At 69.3% G+C, this 13,092-nt stretch carries 13 protein-coding genes; 9 read left to right on the top strand and 4 right to left on the bottom strand.

Features of this window, described 5'->3' with window-relative positions; genetic code table 11:
* The first annotated feature begins 53 nt into the window (after positions 1–53).
* Positions 54–641 (top strand): TetR/AcrR family transcriptional regulator, encoded by a 588-nt coding sequence (locus ACFOW8_RS09040; RefSeq protein WP_378548214.1) that lies wholly within the window; start codon positions 54–56, stop codon positions 639–641.
* Here ACFOW8_RS09040 and ACFOW8_RS09035 read toward each other — a convergent pair whose 3' ends face one another.
* Complete coding sequence (locus ACFOW8_RS09035) at positions 642–1,793, bottom strand: DUF5925 domain-containing protein (RefSeq protein WP_378548211.1); 1,152 nt, start codon at positions 1,791–1,793, stop codon at positions 642–644.
* Positions 1,794–1,891: 98 nt separating this feature from the next.
* Between ACFOW8_RS09035 and ACFOW8_RS09030 the strand changes: the two genes are divergently transcribed.
* Positions 1,892–3,457 (top strand): MFS transporter, encoded by a 1,566-nt coding sequence (locus ACFOW8_RS09030; protein WP_378548208.1) that lies wholly within the window; start codon positions 1,892–1,894, stop codon positions 3,455–3,457.
* Between the two features lie 64 nt (positions 3,458–3,521).
* Here ACFOW8_RS09030 and ACFOW8_RS09025 read toward each other — a convergent pair whose 3' ends face one another.
* Both ACFOW8_RS09025 and ACFOW8_RS09020 read right to left on the bottom strand, forming a co-directional pair.
* Complete coding sequence (locus ACFOW8_RS09025) at positions 3,522–4,181, bottom strand: MspA family porin (RefSeq protein ID WP_378548593.1); 660 nt, start codon at positions 4,179–4,181, stop codon at positions 3,522–3,524.
* A 41-nt stretch (positions 4,182–4,222) separates the two neighbouring features.
* Positions 4,223–4,852: an MspA family porin gene (locus ACFOW8_RS09020; RefSeq protein WP_378548205.1), complete on the bottom strand. Its 630-nt coding sequence runs from the start codon at positions 4,850–4,852 to the stop codon at positions 4,223–4,225.
* Positions 4,853–5,137: 285 nt separating this feature from the next.
* Here ACFOW8_RS09020 and ACFOW8_RS09015 point away from each other — a divergent pair, with 285 nt between their 5' ends.
* The 7 genes from ACFOW8_RS09015 to ACFOW8_RS08985 are packed head-to-tail and all read left to right on the top strand — an operon-like array spanning position 5,138 to position 11,330.
* Positions 5,138–6,136, top strand: a complete 999-nt coding sequence (locus ACFOW8_RS09015; protein WP_378548202.1) for a FecCD family ABC transporter permease — start codon at positions 5,138–5,140, stop codon at positions 6,134–6,136.
* 26 nt (positions 6,137–6,162) lie between these two features.
* The gene (locus tag ACFOW8_RS09010) at positions 6,163–7,188 is read left to right on the top strand and encodes a FecCD family ABC transporter permease (RefSeq protein ID WP_378548590.1); all 1,026 of its coding nucleotides are present in this window, start codon (positions 6,163–6,165) and stop codon (positions 7,186–7,188) included.
* An 8-nt stretch (positions 7,189–7,196) separates the two neighbouring features.
* Entirely contained in the window at positions 7,197–8,009 is an 813-nt protein-coding gene (locus ACFOW8_RS09005) for an ABC transporter ATP-binding protein (protein WP_378548199.1), read from the top strand.
* 27 nt (positions 8,010–8,036) lie between these two features.
* A complete protein-coding gene (locus ACFOW8_RS09000; RefSeq protein WP_378548196.1) occupies positions 8,037–9,050 on the top strand; it encodes an ABC transporter substrate-binding protein in 1,014 nt (337 codons plus the stop codon).
* A complete protein-coding gene (gene entS / locus ACFOW8_RS08995) occupies positions 9,047–10,273 on the top strand; it encodes an enterobactin transporter EntS (RefSeq protein ID WP_378548193.1) in 1,227 nt (408 codons plus the stop codon). The genes ACFOW8_RS09000 and entS overlap by 4 nt, the downstream gene beginning before the upstream one ends.
* Complete coding sequence (locus ACFOW8_RS08990; RefSeq protein WP_378548190.1) at positions 10,270–11,115, top strand: siderophore-interacting protein; 846 nt, start codon at positions 10,270–10,272, stop codon at positions 11,113–11,115. The genes entS and ACFOW8_RS08990 overlap by 4 nt, the downstream gene beginning before the upstream one ends.
* Positions 11,115–11,330 (top strand): phosphopantetheine-binding protein, encoded by a 216-nt coding sequence (locus ACFOW8_RS08985; protein ID WP_378548187.1) that lies wholly within the window; start codon positions 11,115–11,117, stop codon positions 11,328–11,330. The genes ACFOW8_RS08990 and ACFOW8_RS08985 overlap by 1 nt, the downstream gene beginning before the upstream one ends.
* Positions 11,331–11,370: 40 nt before the next feature.
* Here ACFOW8_RS08985 and ACFOW8_RS08980 read toward each other — a convergent pair whose 3' ends face one another.
* Positions 11,371–13,026, bottom strand: coding sequence for a (2,3-dihydroxybenzoyl)adenylate synthase (locus ACFOW8_RS08980; RefSeq protein WP_378548184.1), 1,656 nt, complete (start codon positions 13,024–13,026; stop codon positions 11,371–11,373).
* Positions 13,027–13,092 lie beyond the last annotated feature (66 nt).

Raw genomic sequence — 13,092 nt, 5'->3', positions numbered from 1 at the left:
ACCGTAGTATACCAATCGGTATACTTCAATCGAACCGACCGAAAGGACGCCGGATGGCCGCACGCGACGGACTGGTGCAGAGCGCGATCGATCTGGTGCGCAGGCGCGGCGTGGCCGGTACCGGCGTCGCCCAGCTGCTCGAACACAGCGGGCTCTCGCGCCGCACGATCTACCTCAACTTCCCCGGAGGCAAGTCGGAGCTGATCGCCGAGGCCACCCGGGTCTCCGGCCGGGCGACCACGACGCTGATCGAGACCTTCGGCCGTGGCGGCACGACGGAGGCCACCATCAACGCCTTCGCCGACACCTGGAAACAGATCGTCGAGTCCAGCGGCTTCCTCGCGGGCTGCCCGATCGTGGCCGCCGCTCTGGGCCGGTTGGAAGCGCCCGCCGCCGCCGACGCCGCGGGCGCTGCCTTCACGGAGTGGGAGCAGGCGCTGGAGAGCCGCTTGCGCGCGGAGCACATCGCCCCCGACACGGCGAAGTCACTGGCGACGACGGTCATCGCCACCATCGAGGGCGCGGTGGTGATGTCGCTGGCCAAGCAGAGCACTGAACCGCTCGAGCACGCGGGCCTGCACCTGTCCGAGCTGATCAGAGCCAATGCAAGGCCGCAGGACGACACCGCGGCACAGCCGTGATCACAGATACATACCGACACTCGTCGACCGGTCATCGGCCGAGGCGATCATGATCTCGCCGTCGCGCCGGGCGACCAGTTCGGCCAGCGTCGCGCCCCGCGCGTCGATCGGATCACCGGCCGGGCAGTCCTGCCCGGCCAGCCAGTCCACGGCCTCGACGACCGACAGCCGTCCGACCTCGATCTGGGCCAGGCAGCGTCCCGGCCGTACGACGGCGGGGTGCAGGCGGGACAGGTCCTCGTTGGTGGTGATCGCGATCAGCACGTTCCTGCCCTGGCCGAGCATGCCGTCGGTGAGATTGAGCAGCCGCGAGAGTTTCTGTCCCGCCGCCTCTTTCGCCTCGCCGCGGATCAGCTCGTCGCAGTCCTCCAAAACCAGCAGCCGCCATCGGCCCGCGTCGTCACCGTCGGCGCCCGCCGCGACCTCCATCAGATAGCCGGGGTTACTGAACAGTTCCTCGGGATCGACGACACAGTCCACCTGGCACCACGGCGCCCACGCCCGCGCGAGTGCGCGCAGCGCGGTGGTCTTGCCGGTTCCCGGCTCACCGTGCAGCAGCACCAGCCTGCCCCGGATATCGGCGACCTCGAGCGCCATCAACCGGTCCAGGCTCGCGGCAACGCCCGCCGCGTAATTGCCGCGGATCTGCGGCCAGTCCGGCGCGGTGATCCGGCGCCGCCTGCGCAGCGGCCGCCGCGAGTCCATATGCCAGAAACCCATCTCCACGGTGGTATCGGCGCCGGGTGGCTGCACCGCGCCCGCGGTCGCGGCGGCCAGGACCGCCACCGCGAGTTCGTCCCGCGCGGCTGTCACCTCGATCGTGGCCGAGCCGCCCGCCCAGCGCACCGCCCGCAGCGACCAACCGTCACCGGCGGCGAGCACGGCGCTGCTGTCGTCGTCGGCGACCGAGCGCACGATCCGGGAATCGGCGGGCCGCAGCGGCGCGTCGGGCCGCACCCGATCCAGGTGCGCCTGCCGGGCGAAGGGCTGGTCACCACGCAGGAACGGCGCGAGCGCCAGCGCGTCTATGGCGTCGCGGGTGGAGTAGGTGGAGTCGATGGCCGCCGCCCAGGGAAACGGCGGATCCGGCTCCCCACGGCCGGTCGCGTCGACGAGTTCGATCTGTTCGTTGCGAGAGGACACCGCGCCCATGCTGACGGCATTCGCCGCGTGTTGTCCACCGACTTCCCCGCCGACCGCCGCCGAAAACGCGTGGCAACTTGTCGGTGGCCGTCGGTACCGTCGATTCCGTGACCTCCACCCAGCCCGAACAGACGGCCACCGAGCCCACCGACAAGGCAGGCGTCAAAGAGTGGATCGGGCTCGGCGTGCTCGCTCTGCCGACGCTGCTGATCTCGATGGATCTGAGCGTGCTCTATCTCGCCATTCCGCATATCAGCGAGGCGCTGCGGCCGAGCAGCACGCAGTTGCTGTGGATTCTCGACATCTACGGGTTCCTGGTGGCCGGATTCCTCATCACGATGGGCACCGTCGGTGACCGGATCGGCAGGCGCAGGCTGCTGATGATCGGGGCCTTCGCCTTCGGCGTCGCCTCGATCATCGCCGCCTACTCCACCAGCGCGGCGGGCCTCATCGGCACCAGGGCGCTGCTCGGGATCGCGGGCGCCACGCTGATGCCGTCGACGCTGGCGCTGATCCGCAACATGTTCCACGACGACCGGCAGCGCACCACCGCGATCAGCGTGTGGATGACCAGCTTCATGATCGGCATGGTGATCGGGCCGCTGGTCGGCGGCGCGATGCTGGAGAACTTCTGGTGGGGCTCGGTGTTCCTGGTCGCGGTGCCCGCCATGGTGTTGTTGCTGGTGGCGGGCCCGATCCTGTTGCCGGAGTACAAGGATCCGAACCCAGGGAAGCTGGATGTGCTCAGCGCGCTGCTGTCGCTGCTGTCGGTGATGGCCGTGATCTACGGCATCAAGGAGCTGGCCAAGGACGGCTGGGCGGTCGAGGCCCTCGCGGTGCTGGCAGGCGGGCTGGTGCTCGGCACGGCGTTCGTGGTGCGGCAGCGCAGGCTCACCGATCCGCTGATCGATCTCGGACTGTTCGGCAATGTGCGGTTCAGCGGATCACTGGTAGCGCTGATGGTCGCCATGCTGGCGATGGGCGGGCTGTTCCTGCTGCTGTCGCAGTATCTGCAACTGGTGCTCGGGCTTTCGGCGTTCGAAGCGGGTCTGTGGACGGTGCCCCAGGCGCTGGCCATGGTGGTCGCCGCCGGGGTGGTGAGCGGGCTCGCGCCGCGGGTGCGGCCCGCCTATCTGATGACCGGTGGTCTGGTGATCGCGATGCTCGGCTACGCGCTGTTCACCCAGCTCTCCGGCGCCGACGATCTCGCGCTCATCGTCACCGGGATGGTGGTGTTCTCGCTCGGGCTCAGCCCGATGTTCGTGCTCGGCCTCGATCTGATCGTCGGCGCGGTCGATCCGGCCAGGGCCGGTGCCGCATCGGCGATCTCCGAGACCGGGCAGGAACTGTCGGCCGCGCTCGGCGTGGCGGTGATCGGCAGTATCGGCACCGCGGTCTATCGCGGGCAGATGGCGCAGGAGTTGCCCGCCGGGTTGCTGCCCGCCGAGCTCGCGCACACGGCCGAGGACACCCTCGCTGGGGCTCTACAGGTCGCCGCGTCGCTTCCTGAGGCGCTAGGCACCGAACTCACCACCATCGCGCGCCAGGCCTACACCCATGCGTTGCAGGTGAATTCACTCGTCGGCATCGGGCTCACCGCCATCGCCGCCGGTCTGGTGATGGGGCTGCTGCGGCACATTCCGGCACCGAATCACGCCGCCGACAAGGACTGATGGACGACGGACCCCGCCGGCGAGCGAACTGCTCCCCGACGGGGTCCGATGTCGCGGTCGTCGATCAGCCGAGGCTGAACGGCTGGCCCCACAGGCGCATTTCGGAACGACCGAACTTGGTCGTCACCTCGACGGCGACGAAGGCGCGCGCCTGGGCGTAGCCCGCGCAGCCTTCCAGGCCGAGGGTCGAGTCGGCCCAGGTCACCGAGCCCTCCTGGCCCTTGAACTTGATGGCGGGAACGTAGCCCTGCTCGCCGTAGGCGTTCGGGCCCTCGACCTGCAGGACCCAGAAGGTCGACGCCTGGCCGGGGCCGAGGGTCAGGTTGCCGCCGGAGGTCACACCGCCGCTGCCCTTGCCCTCCCAGTTGCTGGAAGCATTGGCACCACCGGTGGCCCCGCCGCCGGAGATGTCGACCTGGCAGCCGACGACGTAGCCCGGGTACAGCTTGACGCCGTTGTGCTCAGCGTGGACCTTCACCTCGGCGCGGCCGGAGACCCAGACGTTGCGGTGCAGCGGGGTCGCGCCCATGGAGGGGCTGATGTTGGCCGACTCGTCGGTGAGCCGGATGGTCACCGCGGTGCCGTCGGGCAGCGTCTCGGTGATCTCACCGCCGGGCAGCGGGATGAAGGTGTCTGCGTGCGCGGCACCGGTGGAGAACAGGCCGAGCGCGACGGTCGCCGCGGCGGCGGCGCCGGCCAGCCGGGCGGCAGCCTTCGTGAACATGGTCATGAGGAGATTCCTATTCGTAGAAAGGGGCGACCAGGTCAGCCGATGCTGAACGGAGCACCGTAGAGGGTGGTCTTGGAGTAGTGGTCGCCGATGATTTCCACGACGGTGTACGAACGGGCCTGGGCGTAGCCGGCGCAACCCTGGATCTGCAGCTCCACGTCCTTGTAGCTGACGTGGTAGTTACCGGCCTCGACGATGTCGAAGCCCTCGATGCCGACGAACTTCACCTCGCCGGGACCGAGCTTGACACCGATCGAGCCACCGGCGTTCACGCCGCTGGTGGAGATGCCGCCGGAGACGCCCGCCGAGATCGCGTTGTCGGCGATGCTCACCTGGCAGCCGACGATGTAGCCGGTGTTGATCCGCGAGGAGCCGTGGGTGGAGGAGTTGTTGGTGCCGGGGGCGTTGTTGCCGCCGACGAACGGGCGGGGGTCGCCCTTGGGGGTCTCGGTGACATCGGCGAGCACAGTGCCGCTCACCCAGGCCACGCGGCCGGCACCGTTGGCCGCCATCGAGGGCGAGATGAGGGCGCTCTCGCCGACTCGCTTGATCGTCACACCGGGGCCGGCCTTCTCACCGTCGGGGAGCGGAACAAAGGTGTCCGCGTTCGCCGTTCCGCCGGCAACGGCCAGCGCGGCCGTCGCCAGCGCGGTGGCCGCAAGCATTTTTCGCATTCTGGATGTCCTCATCAACTGTTGTGACCGATTCTCACCGATCTTGAACAGCTGGCACTGTAAACAGGTTAGGCTCACCTAATCAAGAGCTTGCCCTGTCAACCTCTCGCGCGATCACGTTTTCGAATGACGAACCGCCTGCGGTCGCGAAACCCCCGGTGAGCAAGGCAAAGTCGAGAGTTTGCCCATCAGTCGAGTCAGGCAAGGCTCACCTACGAAGTCCTTCCTTAGGCTAACCTACCGAACGGATTGGTTCTACGTAAGAGAGATTCCCTGATGAGAAGTCCGCGCTGGTTCGGCTGGCTGCTGACGGTCACACTGCTGGTCGCGGCCTGTTTGCTGAGCCTGCTGGTCGGCACGAAAGCGATCCAGGTCGGCGAGGTCTGGCTGGCGCTGACCGGGCCGGTGACCACCCCCGATCACGTCACCGTCACCGAATACCGACTGCCGCGAACCGTGCTCGGACTGCTCTGCGGCCTGGCGCTCGGTGTCGCGGGCTGTCTGATGCAAGGCCTGACCCGTAACCCACTCGCCGACCCCGGTTTGCTGGGAGTCAACGCTGGCGCAGCCTTTGCCATCACCGTCGCTGTCGGGCTGCTCGGCGTGAGTGAAATCACTTCGTATGTGTGGTTCGGTTTCGCCGGTGCCGCACTGGTTTCGGTCGTCGTGTACCGACTCGGCACCGCGGGCCACACCGGCACCGATCCGATCCGGCTCACCCTGGCAGGCGTCGCCGCGACCGCGGTCCTCACCGGACTCACTCGGGGTCTGATGCTGGTCGACCCCAAGGCTTTCGACGAGATGCGGCGCTGGGACGCCGGTTCGCTCACCGGCCGCGGATTCGACATCATCGCCGGTGCGGCGCCGTTCATCGTGGCCGGGCTGCTGATCGCCGCGGTGTGCGCGCGCTCGCTCAACGCCGTCGCGCTCGGTGACGACCTGGCCCGCTCGCTCGGCGTGCACGTCGCCAGGACCCGGCTGCTCACCGCGCTGGCGCTGGTGCTGCTGTGCGGCACCGCGACCGCGGCCGTCGGCCCGATCGCCTTCGTCGGGCTCGCGGTGCCCCACATCGCCCGCTGGCTGGTCGGCCCCGATCAGCGCTGGATCTTCGCGTACTCGCTGGTGCTCGCGCCGCTGCTGGTGCTCACCGCGGATGTGCTCGGCCGCATCGTCATCCGGCCCGACGAGGTGCCCGCGGGCCTGGTCACGGCATTCCTCGGCGCGCCGATGCTGATCTGGCTGGCCCGCAGAGCACGGGTGGGAGCTGCCGCGTGAACACCGAGATCGACTTCGGCCGTACCATGCTCGTGATCCGGCCACGCCGCCTGCGCATCACCGCCAGGATCGGTGTGCGCACCCTGGTTGTGTGCGCCGTCCTGCTCACCATCGGCGCCGCGGCCGCGGTTCTCGCGCTCGGCACCGGCGATTTCCCGATTCCGGCGGCGCGGGTGCTGCGTGCGCTGTTCATCGGCGACGAGCGCTTCGACCGGCTGGTGGTGTGGGATTGGCGGCTGCCGCGCATCCTGCTCGCGCTCGCCCTCGGGGCCGCGCTCGGCGTCAGCGGCGCGATTCTGCAGTCGGTCACCCGCAATCCGCTCGGCAGCCCCGACATCATCGGGTTCAGCACCGGCGCCTACACCGGTGCGCTGCTGGTGATCCTGATCCTCGGCGGCGGCAGCTTCCAGACGGCGGCGGGCGCGATGATCGGTGGTCTCGGCGCCGCGCTGGTGATCCATCTGCTCGCCTTCCGGCACAACGTGACCGGCTTCCGGCTGATCATCGTCGGGATCGGGGTGAGCGCCATGCTCGCCTCGGTCAACACCTGGCTGATCATGCGGGCCGATCTGGACGCGGCGATGTCGGCGGCCGCTTGGGGCGCCGGCTCACTCAACGGCCTGTCCTGGCCGCAGGTCGCGCCGACGATCCTCATCCTGGCCGTCCTCTCGCTGGCGCTGATCCCGGCCGCGCCCCGGCTGCAGATCCTCGAACTCGGCGACGACACCGCGCGCGCCCTCGGCATCGACGCGAGCAAGGCGACCGGCTGGCTGATCGCGCTCAGCGTCGGATTCACCTCGCTGGCAACCGCGGTCGCCGGGCCGATCGCGTTCGTCGCGCTGGCCGCACCGCATCTGGCGCGCAGGCTCACCCGCACGCCGTCGATCGCGCTGCTGCCCGCCGCGGCGATGGGCGCGACCCTGCTGGTGGTGTGCGACTGGATCGCGCAGCGCGCCTTCGCGCCGACCACGGTGCCGGTCGGCATCGTCACCGGCTCGATCGGTGGCCTGTACCTGGCGTATCTGCTCGTCGCCGAAGCGCGGCGGAAATAGGAAGCGACATGAACGATTCTCACGCCGCGCGGTTGCGCGCCGATCAGGTCCGGCTCGGGTACAAGGGCACCACGATCAGTGACCAGCTCTCGGTCGACATCCCCGACGGCAAGTTCACCGTGATCATCGGCCCGAACGCCTGCGGCAAGTCCACCCTGCTGCGCGCACTGGCCCGGCTGCTCACGCCAGAAGCTGGAACCGTATCGCTGGACGGCAAGCCGGTCACCGACTATCCGGCCAAAGAGCTGGCCCGCCAGGTCGGCCTGCTGCCACAGTCATCGACCGCGCCCGACGGCATCCGCGTCGCGGACCTCGTCGCGCGCGGGCGATATCCGCATCAGACGCTGCTGCGGCAGTGGTCGCGCACCGACGAGGAGGCGGTCGCGGCGGCGATGGAAGCCACCGGCGTCGCGGAGTTGTCGGCGCGTCCGGTCGAGGAACTGTCGGGTGGTCAGCGGCAGCGGGTGTGGATCTCGATGGTGCTCGCCCAGCAAACGCCCATCGTCCTGCTCGACGAGCCGACCACCTACCTCGATATCGCCTACCAGATCCAGCTCCTGGATCTATGCCGCTCGCTCAACCGCGATTCGGGACGAACGGTCGTCGCGGTCCTGCACGACCTCAACCATGCCTTCCGCTACGCCGACCACCTGATCGCCATGCGCGACGGGCGGGTCGTCGCCTGCGGGCAGCCCGCGGAGATCGTCACCGCGGAGCTCGTCCACGACGTGTTCTCGCTGCGGTGCCGCATCGTCGAAGACCCGGAAACCGGTACGCCACTGGTGATTCCGCTGGCGGAGAACGCCGCACAGGTGCATTGAGGTGGCCCAGCGCCACCGTCGTAAGAAATGAGGAATTCCCCGTCCATGCTCACCAACCGCTTATCGGGCCGTCTCCGCGCCGCCCTCGCCCTGCTGGTCCTCGCGCTGGTCGCGATGCTCACCGCGTGCGGTAACTCGTCCTCCGACGCCGCCGACACCGGCCCGCGTGAAGTGCCGTCGGCCAAGGGCCCCGTCAAGGTGCCCGCCGACCCGCAGCGCATCGTCGTGCTCAACGGCAACCTGGCCGGCTATCTCTACGACCTCGAGGCCACTGTCGTCGCGGCGGATCCGCGTCTGCTCGGTGTCCCGAACGAGCCGGGCGAATTCCCCACCGGCTGGGCCGAGGACGCGAAGAAGCAGGGCACCCAGGCCGTGCCGTCCGGCGAGAACATCAACCTCGAGTTCATCGCCGCCCAGCGCCCCGATCTGATCATCGGTGGCGGCCAGGGTTATCCGGGCCAGCAGTCGGTCAATGCCTACGACCAGCTCAGCGCGATCGCCCCGACCGTGCTGTTGCCGACCGAGACCACCTACTGGCAGGACCAGCTGCGCTTCATCGCCACCACGGTCGACAAGCCAGCCAAGGTCGACACCCTGATCGCGAACTACCAGGCCAAGCTGTCCGAGGCCAAGAGCAAGATCAAGACACCCGCCGGCGCGACCGCGGTCATGCAGTCGATCAAGAGCCAGAAGCCGACCCTCTTCGTGCCGAGCGCCGCGCTGCCCACCCTGCTCGCCGAGGTCGGTTTCACCCTGGACACGGCGGTGGAAGCCAAGGCGGGCAACCCTGCCAAGGAGCAGAGCGCCGACTTCATCAGCTTCAGCCCCGAACTGCTCAACACCGTGATCGACGCGCCTGTGCTGTTCACCATCCCGCTCAGCGGCGGCCGTTCGCTCGAGGAACTGCGCGCCGACCCGATGTACGCGACGCTCCCGGCGTTCGTGGGGAACAAGGTCTTCGAACTGCCCGCCACCAGCTCGCGGCCCGACTACCGCACCGTCATGACCACCCTCGATCTGCTCGTGGAACGCTTCAAGTGACCGCCCAAGGGGGATTGCTCATCGACCTCAGCCCGCTGCGGGCCTCGCGCCCGTTCCGGTGCGCGTTCGCGGCGCGGCTGGTGTCGGTGCTCGGCATCGGGCTGCTCATGGTGGCCCTGCCGCTGCAGGTCTACGAGCTGACCGGATCGAGTGTGCAGGTCGCCGGGGTCGCCACCACGACCGCGGCGGCTCTGTTCTTCGGCAGTCTCGCCGGCGGTGTGGTCGCCGACCGGTACGACCGCCGCACGGTGATCCAATGGTCGCGCAGCGCAGCGGGTGTCGGATTCCTGCTGCTCGGTGTGAATGCCATCCTGCCGGATCCGTTCCTGTCCGCCATCTATCTCGCCGCCGTCATCGACGGCCTCGCGGGCGGGGTGAGCGGTTCGGCGCTGATGGCCATGGTGCCGGTGCTGGTCGGCCGGGAGAAGGTGGCGGCCGCGGGCGCACTGGTCTCGCTGACCACCGACCTCGGCACGATGCTCACCCCCGCGGTCGCCGGGCTGCTCGTCGCGAAAGCCGGTGTGGCCTCGGCCTATTTCCTGTGCGCCCTGGCCACCACGGCTACGGTCGGACTCATCACCGCGATCGGCCCTTCCCCGCCGCCACAGCGCGACCTGCAGAATCCGGTGCGCGAGCTGATCTCCGGCATCGGCTTCGCGGTCCGGCACGAATCCATCCGGCTCATCCTGCTGACCGGCCTGATCGGCATGCTCGCAGGCGGACCGCTGGTGCTGCTGCCCGCCTTCGCCGATATCGAACTCGACGCGGGCGCAGGCACTCTCGGCCTGCTGTACGCGGCGCCCGGCGCGGGCGCGGTACTCGGCACGCTCACCAGTGGCTGGATGAGCCGGGTCAACACCGGCAGGGCGCTGCTGATCACCTTGGCGCTGATGCCGGTCGGCGTGATCGTGGCCGGCTCGTGGTCGCACGCGGTGCCGGTGTTCCTCGGCCTCGCCGGATTCGGCATGGCCAGAGCCGTGAACATGGTGCTGCGCTACACGATGCTGCAGCAGGCGGCGCCCGAGGACATGCGCGGGCGCATGTCCGGGCTGCTGATGGTGCAGTCGGTCGCTGGCACCGCGGTCGGCTCCATGGTGGCCGGTATCGCGGGCCAGCTGTTCGCGCCGGGACGCGCGCTCGTGCTCTACGGCGTCGCGGTGCTCGTACTCACCGGCCTGACGGCGCTCGCCGCCGGGCCGCTGCACAGAAAGGACCCATCGTGAAAGATCGCAGTGCCTATGCCGACAACATCGCCGAGGTGCTCGCCGGCGACCACTACGCCAAGGTGCCGTACCCGATCGGCCTGCGGGAAGTGGAGGTGCTGCGGGTCGCACCCGTCGGCGCCGCCCTGCTGCGGATCACCTTCGGCGGCTCGGAGCTCGCGACGTTCCACAGCTACGTGCCGGATGAGCATGTGCGGCTGATCTTTCCCGGCGAGGACGGGGTGCTGAGACTGCCCGAGCTCAACGGCACCATGCTCGAGTGGGGCAACCCGCGACCGGTCTCGCGCGAGTACACCGTGCGCCGCCACAGCGCCGAAGCCGGCGAGCTCGATATCGATTTCGTCATCCATCCCGGTGGCCTCGCCTCCGATTGGGCCGCCTCGGTCACTCCGGGCACCAAGGTCCACATCGCGGGCCCGCCCGGCGGCGTGGTGATCCCCGAGACCTACGACGACTATCTGCTGGCCGGCGACATCACCGCGCTGCCTGCCATCGCCCGCCTGCTCGAACGCATGCCGCGCGACACCACCGGCTGGGCGTTCGTGGAGGTGGCCGGTCCGGCCGAGGAGATCCCGCTCGACCCGCCTGCCGGGGTCGCGGTGCGCTGGGTGCATCGCGGCGAGCTCGCGCCGGGCACCAGCGATGTGCTCGAGCAGGCGGTGCGCGAGGTGAAGGTACCTGCCGGACGCCGGGTGTACGCGTGGGTGGCCGGCGAAGCGGGGTGCCTGCGCGGCATCCGCAAGTTCGTCCGCAACGACCTCGGCATCGGGCCGAAGGACTCCCTTGTCGCCGGCTACTGGAAGCGTGGCGTCGCCGACTTCGATCGAGAGGATGAGCGGTAATGACCGATGAACAGGTGATCGGTGACGTGGCAGGTGTGCTGGGTGTCGACCCGGCCGAACTGACCGCGCAGACCGATCTGCTCGATGCCGGGCTCGATTCGGTGCGCATTATGTCGCTGGTGGAGAAATGGCGGTCGGCTGGACATGCGGATATCGACTTCCCCACGCTCGCAGGCGATCCCGTCCTCGGGTCCTGGATCGAACTGCTGGCCTGAGCCGCGGGGTGGTGTGCCGGGCACGCCACCCCCGGCTGGTTCAGTTCCCGTGCGCGCCGTCGGCCAGCAACTGCCGCAGCTCCTTGCGGCTGGTCTTGCCGACGCCGGTCTCGGGGAACTCGTCGACGACGACCACCGCGTCGGGCATCTTCCAGGCCGCGACACCACGCTGCCGCACGAACGAGCGCACCGTGGTCAGAGTCGGCCGCCGCACCGAGTCGGCGGGCTGGACGAACGCGCAGATGCGCTGGCCGAGTACGGGATCCGGGGTACCTACGATCACCGCGTCACGGACGTCGGGATGTTCGAGCAGATGGGCCTCGAGTTCCTCGGCCGACACCTTCTCCCCGCCCCGGTTCACCCAGTCGCCCGCGCGACCCGCGACGATCAGATTGCCGTCGGGGCGCACCGAGACGATATCGCCGGTGCGGTACCAGCCGTCGGCGGTGAAGCTGCGGGCATCGGCCTCGGGATTGTCGTAGTAGCCGCGAATCGTGTACGGGCCCTGGGTGATCAGATTGCCCTGGCTGCCGGGTGCTACCGGCGCGCCAGTGTCGTCGACCACGGCGATCCGGTCGAACTCCGACATCGGCCTGCCCTGGGTGCCCACCACCACCTCGATCGGATCGTCGAGCCGGGTGTAGCAGACCAGCCCCTCGGCCATGCCGAACACCTGCTGCAGGGTGACGCCGAGCGCCGGTCCGACCCGGCGGGCCAGCTCGTCCTGACAGCGGGCGCCGCCCACCTGCAGCACCCGCAGGCTGGACAGATCGTGTGGCTGCCCCGCTTCGGCCCGCTCGGTCCACAGCCGCGCGAGCGGCGGCACCAGGCCGGTGATGGTGACACCGAACCGCTCGATCAGCGGAAAGGCGGTCGCCGGGGTGGGGTCGGGCGTCATCGCCACCGCGCCACCGGCCCACAGCGCGCCGAGGATGCCCGGCGAGCTCATCGGGAAGTTGTGCGCGATCGGCAGGGTGGCGAGATAGACGGTGTCGCTGTCGAGTTCGCAGATCTCGGCGCTGCGGCGCACGCTGTAGAGGTAGTCGTCGTGGGTGCGGGCGATGAGCTTGGGAATGCCGGTGCTGCCGCCGGAGAGCTGCAGGAACGCGACATCGGCCGCCGACGGTCCGGCCAGATCGACCGGCTCGTCGCGGAACTCGGCGATATCGTGCGCGCCCTCGGGCGAGTCCTGGCCATGGTCGAGGACAAGCAGCACATGGCGCAGGCTCGGCACCTCGGCGCGTACGGTCGCCGCGAGCGCCGCGTAGTCGAAGCGCTGATGGGTGCCACAGGTGATCACGGCGGTCGCGCCCGCCGCCCTGGCGATCGGCACCAGCTCGGCGGCGCGGTGCGCGGGCAGGCAGAACACCGGCAGCGCGCCGAGTTCGAACAGCGCGAAGACCACTTCGACGAATTCGGCGCGGTTGGGCAGCTGCACCAGCACCCGCTCGCCCCGGCCGATGCCCAGCCGGGCCAGGCCGGTGGCCATGGAGCGCGCGCGGTGGTGGAGTTCGGCGTAGGTCCAGCGGACGGCGGGGTCGAGTACCGCGATCCGGTCCGGTGCGGTGGCGGCGCGAGCGGCGAGGACATCGCCGAATGTCTCACCGGTCCAGAGGTTCCGGTCTCGGTAGTGGCGAGCCAAGTCGGCGGGCCACGGGGTGAAACCGGGGAGGACGGGTTCGGTCACGTCGAGCACCTCTTTCCAGCGGGCGATAAAAGTACCGCCGCCTGCGGTTATGAGGGAAGCTAACCACCTGGCGGC

This window comes from Nocardia rhizosphaerae (genome assembly GCF_042650365.1).
Taxonomy (GTDB): Bacteria; Actinomycetota; Actinomycetes; order Mycobacteriales; family Mycobacteriaceae; genus Nocardia; species Nocardia rhizosphaerae.
Note: the sequence above shows the minus strand (reverse complement) of the source record. Positions and strands in the feature narration are given on the sequence as shown.

Excerpts from the sequence above, each read along its gene's own strand:
- ACFOW8_RS09040 (WP_378548214.1), top strand. The coding sequence starts at position 54 with ATGGCCGCACGCGACGGACTGGTGCAGAGCGCGATCGATCTGGTGCGC.
- ACFOW8_RS09035 (WP_378548211.1), bottom strand. The coding sequence starts at position 1,793 with ATGGGCGCGGTGTCCTCTCGCAACGAACAGATCGAACTCGTCGACGCG.
- ACFOW8_RS09025 (WP_378548593.1), bottom strand. The coding sequence starts at position 4,181 with ATGTTCACGAAGGCTGCCGCCCGGCTGGCCGGCGCCGCCGCCGCGGCG.
- ACFOW8_RS09020 (WP_378548205.1), bottom strand. The coding sequence starts at position 4,852 with ATGCTTGCGGCCACCGCGCTGGCGACGGCCGCGCTGGCCGTTGCCGGC.
- ACFOW8_RS09015 (WP_378548202.1), top strand. The coding sequence starts at position 5,138 with ATGAGAAGTCCGCGCTGGTTCGGCTGGCTGCTGACGGTCACACTGCTG.
- ACFOW8_RS09010 (WP_378548590.1), top strand. The coding sequence starts at position 6,163 with ATGCTCGTGATCCGGCCACGCCGCCTGCGCATCACCGCCAGGATCGGT.
- ACFOW8_RS09005 (WP_378548199.1), top strand. The coding sequence starts at position 7,197 with ATGAACGATTCTCACGCCGCGCGGTTGCGCGCCGATCAGGTCCGGCTC.
- ACFOW8_RS09000 (WP_378548196.1), top strand. The coding sequence starts at position 8,037 with ATGAGGAATTCCCCGTCCATGCTCACCAACCGCTTATCGGGCCGTCTC.
- ACFOW8_RS08985 (WP_378548187.1), top strand. The coding sequence starts at position 11,115 with ATGACCGATGAACAGGTGATCGGTGACGTGGCAGGTGTGCTGGGTGTC.